Annotated in this window: 5 protein-coding genes and 1 pseudogene; all 6 read left to right on the plus strand. The window is 66.6% G+C overall.

Annotated features, from left to right (window positions below; translation table 11 throughout):
• A pseudogene (locus BGO62_RS12305) lies at window positions 1–380 on the plus strand (hypothetical protein); the annotation flags it as partial.
• Window positions 381–388: 8 nt separating this feature from the next.
• Window positions 389–757 (plus strand): response regulator, encoded by a 369-nt coding sequence (locus BGO62_RS12310; RefSeq protein ID WP_296642862.1) that lies wholly within the window; start codon window positions 389–391, stop codon window positions 755–757.
• A gap of 13 nt (window positions 758–770) precedes the next feature.
• Window positions 771–1115 (plus strand): STAS domain-containing protein, encoded by a 345-nt coding sequence (locus BGO62_RS12315; protein WP_296642864.1) that lies wholly within the window; start codon window positions 771–773, stop codon window positions 1113–1115.
• Window positions 1112–3265 carry a chemotaxis protein CheA gene (locus BGO62_RS12320; RefSeq protein ID WP_296642866.1) on the plus strand — a complete coding sequence of 718 codons (2154 nt, stop codon included), beginning with the start codon at window positions 1112–1114 and terminating at the stop codon, window positions 3263–3265. Before BGO62_RS12315 ends, BGO62_RS12320 begins: the two co-directional genes overlap by 4 nt.
• A gap of 40 nt (window positions 3266–3305) precedes the next feature.
• Window positions 3306–4925 (plus strand): methyl-accepting chemotaxis protein, encoded by a 1620-nt coding sequence (locus BGO62_RS12325; RefSeq protein WP_296642868.1) that lies wholly within the window; start codon window positions 3306–3308, stop codon window positions 4923–4925.
• A 10-nt stretch (window positions 4926–4935) separates the two neighbouring features.
• The gene (locus tag BGO62_RS12330) at window positions 4936–5478 is read left to right on the plus strand and encodes a chemotaxis protein CheW (protein ID WP_296638962.1); all 543 of its coding nucleotides are present in this window, start codon (window positions 4936–4938) and stop codon (window positions 5476–5478) included.
• Window positions 5479–5664: the final 186 nt, after the last annotated feature.

Here is a 5664-nt window from a genome sequence, read left to right on the forward strand (position 1 = left end):
TGCGGGATTCCGAGCGGCTTATCGAGGGAGTGCTGAACGTGTTCCGCGGCGCGGTCGGGCATCTGACCGAGGCGGCAACCCGGTTCCAGCACGAAGGCCAGGCGGTGCAGGAGACGGTGTCCGGCGTCATCGTCTCGCTCCAGTTCCAGGACCGGGTCAGCCAGATCCTGCGCCAGACCATGGACGACATGGCCCGCCTGGAAAACGTCCTCGACGAGCGCAGGGAGGGCGGCGCGCGCGGAGAGCCGGCCGCGCCCATCGACGTGGCGGCCTGGCTCGACGAGCTTTCCCGCACCTACACGACCCTCGAGCAGCTGGACAACCATCTGGGCACGCAAAGCAATGCGCCCGCCAAAACAACCGAAATAACGTTCTTTTAGGAGAAGACATGGCCAAGACGGTTCTGATCGTCGACGACTCGGCATCCATTCGGCAGGTCGTGGGGTTGACCCTGAAAGGGGCCGGCTACGACGTCGTCGATGCGGTGGACGGCAGGGATGCGCTGAGCAAGCTGGACGGGCGCAAGCTGCATCTGGTCATCAGCGACGTCAACATGCCCAACATGGACGGCATTTCCTTCGTCAGGGAAATGAAGGGCCGGCCCGCCTACAAATTCACCCCCGTCATCATGCTGACCACCGAAGCCGGCGAGGCCAAGAAGCGCGACGGCCAGATGGCCGGCGCCAAGGCCTGGGTGGTCAAGCCTTTCCAGCCGGCCCAGATGCTGGATGCGGTATCCAAACTGATCATGCCGTGAGGCCGGGAGGAGCATGGAAATCCGTAGCGAACGACACGAAGCCTGCCTGCGTTTGTACCTGGCCGGCGAAATGACCATCTACAGCGCCGCCGAACTCAAGCCCGCCCTGCTCGACGCCCTGGGCCAGAGCGAAGAGATCGAGATCGATCTTGCCGGCGTCAGCGAGATGGACACCAGCGGTGTGCAGCTGCTGATGCTGCTGAAGCGCGAAGCGGCGGCGGCCGGCAAGACGTTGAGGCTGGCCGGACACAGCCCGGCCGTGCTGGAGGTGTTCGAGCTGCTCGGGCTGGGCAACTGGTTCGGCGATCCGCAGCTGCTGCCGGCGGGCCTCGGCGGGGCATGGGAGGCAACGACATGAGCCTGGACCTGGGCGATGCCCTGCACACCTTCTTCGCGGAAAGCCGCAGCCTGCTCCAGGACATGGAGGAGGCGCTGCTGCGGCTGGAAACCGCGCCTGACGACGCCGAAGCGGTCAATGCCGTGTTCCGCGCCGCCCACACCATCAAGGGCGCGGCCGGCCTGTTCGGGCTGGATGCCATCGTCGCCTTCACCCACAAGGCCGAGAATGTGCTGGAGCAGGTGCGCAACAACGCACTGCCCCTGACGGAGGAATTGATCGGCCTGTTCCTGGCGTGCCGCGATCATATCGAACGTCTGGTGGATCTCGCCGCCGCACAGGATGAAGCGGACGACGAAGTCAGCGCCCAGGGCGAGGCGCTGAGTGCGCGGCTGAGCCTCTGCATGGACGACACCGCAGTCGCGTTGCCGGCCGAGGCGGCATCCCCGGTGCTCGGCACGGGCGACGAGCGGACGGCAGGCGAGGCCTGGCACCTCTCCCTGCGTTTTGGCCAGGACGTGCTCAGGAACGGCATGGACCCGCTGTCCTTCATCCGCTACCTGGCCACCCTGGGCGAGATCCGCCACCTCGCCACCCTGGCCGACGCCCTGCCGGCGGCTGCCGGAATGGACCCGGAGTGCTGCTATCTGGGGTTCGAGATCAGCCTCAAGAGCGAAGCCGACAAGGCACGCATCGAAAGCGTGTTCGAATTCGTGCGCGACGACTGCCAGCTGCGCATCCTCGCCCCCGGCAGCCGGGTGGCCGATTTTCTCGAGCTGATCGCGGCGTTGCCGGAAGACAAGACCCGGCTGGGTGAGCTGCTGGTGGCCAGCGGCGCGCTGACCCAGCGCGAGCTGGACGAGACGCTGGCCATCCAGGAATGCGAAAGCGCGCGCCAGGAGCGGGTGCAGCCGCTGGGCGAACTGCTGGTGGAACGCCAGATCGTGCAGCCGGAACTGGTGGGCGCGGCGCTGAGCAAGCAGAAGGACGCGCGCCAGCGACAGAGCCAGGAGGCCCGCTTCGTCCGGGTGCATGCCGACAAGCTGGACAGCCTCATCAACCTGGTGGGCGAACTGGTGATCGCCGGGGCCGGGGTCGGGCTCATGGCCGCGCGCCACCAGGATGGCGCCATGGCGGAGTCGGTTTCCGGCATGGCCCGGCTGGTGGAGGATATCCGCGATGGCGCCATGCGTTTGCGCATGGTGGAGATCGGCGAGACCTTCAACCGCTTCCGCCGCGTGGTGCGGGATGTCTCCAAGGAGATCGGCAAGGATATCGAGCTGCTGATCGGCGGCGCCGACACCGAGCTGGACAAGACCGTGGTGGACAAGATCGGCGACCCGCTCACGCACCTGGTGCGCAATGCCATGGATCACGGCATCGAATCCGCCCAGGTGCGCCTGGCGCGCGGCAAGCCGGCGCAGGGCAGCCTGCGCCTCAACGCCTACCACGACGCGGGCGGCATCGTCATCGAGGTGACGGACGACGGCGGCGGCTTGAATCGCGATCGCATCCTGGCCAAGGCGCGCGAGCGCGGGCTGCTCCAGGATGGCGACAGCCTCGCCGACCGCGAGGTCTGGAACCTCATCTTCGAGCCCGGCTTTTCCACCGCCGAGCAGGTCAGCAGCCTGTCCGGCCGCGGCGTCGGCATGGACGTGGTGCGCCGCAACATCGAGGCCTTGCGCGGTTCGGTCGAGATCGAGAGCCATCCCGGCGTGGGTTCCACCTTCCGCATCCGCCTGCCGCTCACGCTGGCCATCATCGACGGCTTTCTCATGGGGGTGGCCGACGGCCATTACGTGGTGCCGCTGGACACGGTGCTGGAGTGCGTGGAGCTGGACGCCGGCCGCGACGAGCGCGACTTCCTCAACCTGCGCGGCGAGGTGCTGCCGCTGTTGCGCCTGCGGCAGCACCTCGCCCTGCAAGGCCGTCCGCTGCGCCGTCAGAACGTGGTGGTGGTGCGCTGCGCCGGGCGCAAGGCGGGACTGGTGGTGGACGAACTGAAGGGCGAGTTCCAGGCGGTCATCAAGCCGCTGGGGCAGGTTTTTTCCCGGGTCCGGGGCATTTCCGGTTCCACCATTCTCGGCTCCGGCCAGGTGGCCCTGGTGCTGGATGTGCCCGCCTTGCTGGACGAGGCGGCCACGGACCAGGCGGCCGCGCTGCAAGCTTGAAGTTTCCGACTGTAGTTGTCTTTATTTACTGGAGAGCAAAATGTTCAGCAATATGAAAATCGGTATGCGCCTCGGTCTGGGCTTTGGCCTGGTCCTGCTTCTGCTGGCCGTCATCGCGGTCATCGCCATCACCCGCATGGGGCTGCTCAACGACAACATCGACAAGATGAGCAACGACCGCTATCCCAAGACGGTCTGGGCCAACGCCACCATCAACAACCTCAACATCGTCGCCCGCACCTCGCGCAACATCGCGCTGCTGAACGACCCCGCGAAGATCGCCGCCGAGCGCGAACAGCTGCTCGCCGCGCGCAAGATCGTGGCCGCGAACTTCGAGAAGCTGATGCAGACGGTCACCTCGGAGGAAGGCAAGAAGCTGCTGAAAACGGCGGACGACGCGCGCCTGGCGTTCGTCGCGGCCGGCAACAAGTACCTCGAACTGGCGAACGCAGGAAAACGCGACGAGTCCGTGGCTTTACTGCTGACCGAGGTGACTGCCAAGCAGGCAGCGTTCATCGATGCCCTCAACCAGCTGATCGCATACCAGGGCGAGATGATGGACGAGGCCGGCAAGCAGGCCGCCGAGAATTACCGCAGCGCCTTCTCCCTGGTCGTCGCCCTGTCCATCGCCGCCGGCCTGCTCGGGGCCGGCGTCGCCTACGGGGTCACCCGCAGCATCACCCGCCCGGCGCGCCAGGCCGTGGACATCGCCAACCGCCTGGCGGAAGGCGACCTGACGATGCAGGTCGAGGCCGACCGCAGGGACGAGATGGGCCAGTTGCTGGGCGCCATGGGCGCCATGGTCGCCAAGCTGACCCAGATCATCAGCGAAGTGCGCAGCGCCTCGGACAACCTGTCGTCCGCTTCCGAGCAGGTGTCCGCCACCGCGCAATCGCTGTCGCAGGGCGCCAGCGAACAGGCGGCCAGCGTGGAAGAGACGTCCGCCAGCATCGAGCAGATGTCCGCATCGATCAGCCAGAACACCGAGAACGCCAAAGTGACCGACGGCATGGCGTCGAAGGCGGCGAAGGAGGCCACCGAAGGCGGCGAGGCGGTGAAGCAGACGGTGACCGCGATGAAGAGCATCGCCGGCAAGATCGGCATCATCGATGACATTGCCTACCAGACCAACCTGCTGGCGCTGAATGCCGCCATCGAGGCGGCGCGCGCTGGCGAGCACGGCAAGGGCTTCGCGGTGGTGGCGGCGGAAGTGCGCAAGCTGGCGGAACGTAGCCAGGTGGCGGCGCAGGAGATCGGCGAACTGGCGGGTGGTTCGGTTGACCTGGCGGAGCGGGCCGGCAAGCTGCTGGACGAGATCGTGCCCTCCATCAACAAGACCTCCGACCTGGTGCAGGAAATCACCGCCGCCTCGGAAGAGCAGGCCAGCGGGGTGGGGCAGGTGAACGTCGCCATGAACCAGCTCAACCAGGCCACCCAGCAGAACGCCAGCGCCTCGGAAGAGCTGGCCGCCACCGCCGAGGAAATGAGCGGTCAGGCCGAGCAGCTGCAACAGCTGATGGCGTTCTTCAAGGCCGGCAACGCGGCTGCCGCGACGATGCGCCAGGCCGCCGTGAAATCCGCCGCGCCCATGAGGCAGTTGGCCAAGACCGTGCAATCCGTCACCGAACCGGTGGGCGAAGCCGAGTTCGTGCGTTTCTGAGGGGGTGGCCATGAACGCACTGGTCAAGCTTGACAGCCGGGCGGCGCCGCCGTCCGCGGCCGCCCATGAGCCCCGGCAATACCTCACCTTCATGCTGGGGGGCGAGGTGTTCGCCATCGGCATCCTGCACATCAAGGAGATCATCGAGTACGGCCAGCTTACCGCCGTGCCCATGATGCCGGAGTTCATCCGCGGCGTGATCAACCTGCGCGGCGCGGTGGTGCCGGTGGTGGACCTGGCCAGCCGCTTCGGCGGCAAGCCCAGCCAGATCACGCGACGCAGCTGCATCGTCATTCTGGAACTGGAACCCGAGGCGGGCGATCAGGTGATCGGCGTGGTGGTGGATGCGGTCAACGAAGTGCTGGAGATCGCCGCTGCCGACATCGAGCCGCCGCCCTCGTTCGGCACCCGGATCCGCACCGATTTCATCCATGGCATGGGCAAGGTGCAGGAACGTTTCGTCATCATTCTCAACGTCAACAACGTGCTCTCCACCGAGGATCTGGCGATCCTCGGAAAGGCCGCCGCCGACGGGCAGGAGGCGGCGTCCTGAGCCTCCATCACAGCCGGGCCGTCCGCACGAACGCGGCCCGATTCACAACCCGGCCGGGATGCGTTCCGGCCGACCGAAAGGAGCAGCCAGCATGGCGTATCACAGCAATGAGCCGGCGGCTCGATCGACAGACCTGCATGCCATCGTGCGCATCGGCAACGGCATCAGGGAGGTGGAGGATGCCGC

It is taken from the genome of Thiobacillus sp. 65-1402 (assembly GCF_001897685.1).
Taxonomy (GTDB): Bacteria; Pseudomonadota; Gammaproteobacteria; order Burkholderiales; family Thiobacillaceae; genus Thiobacillus.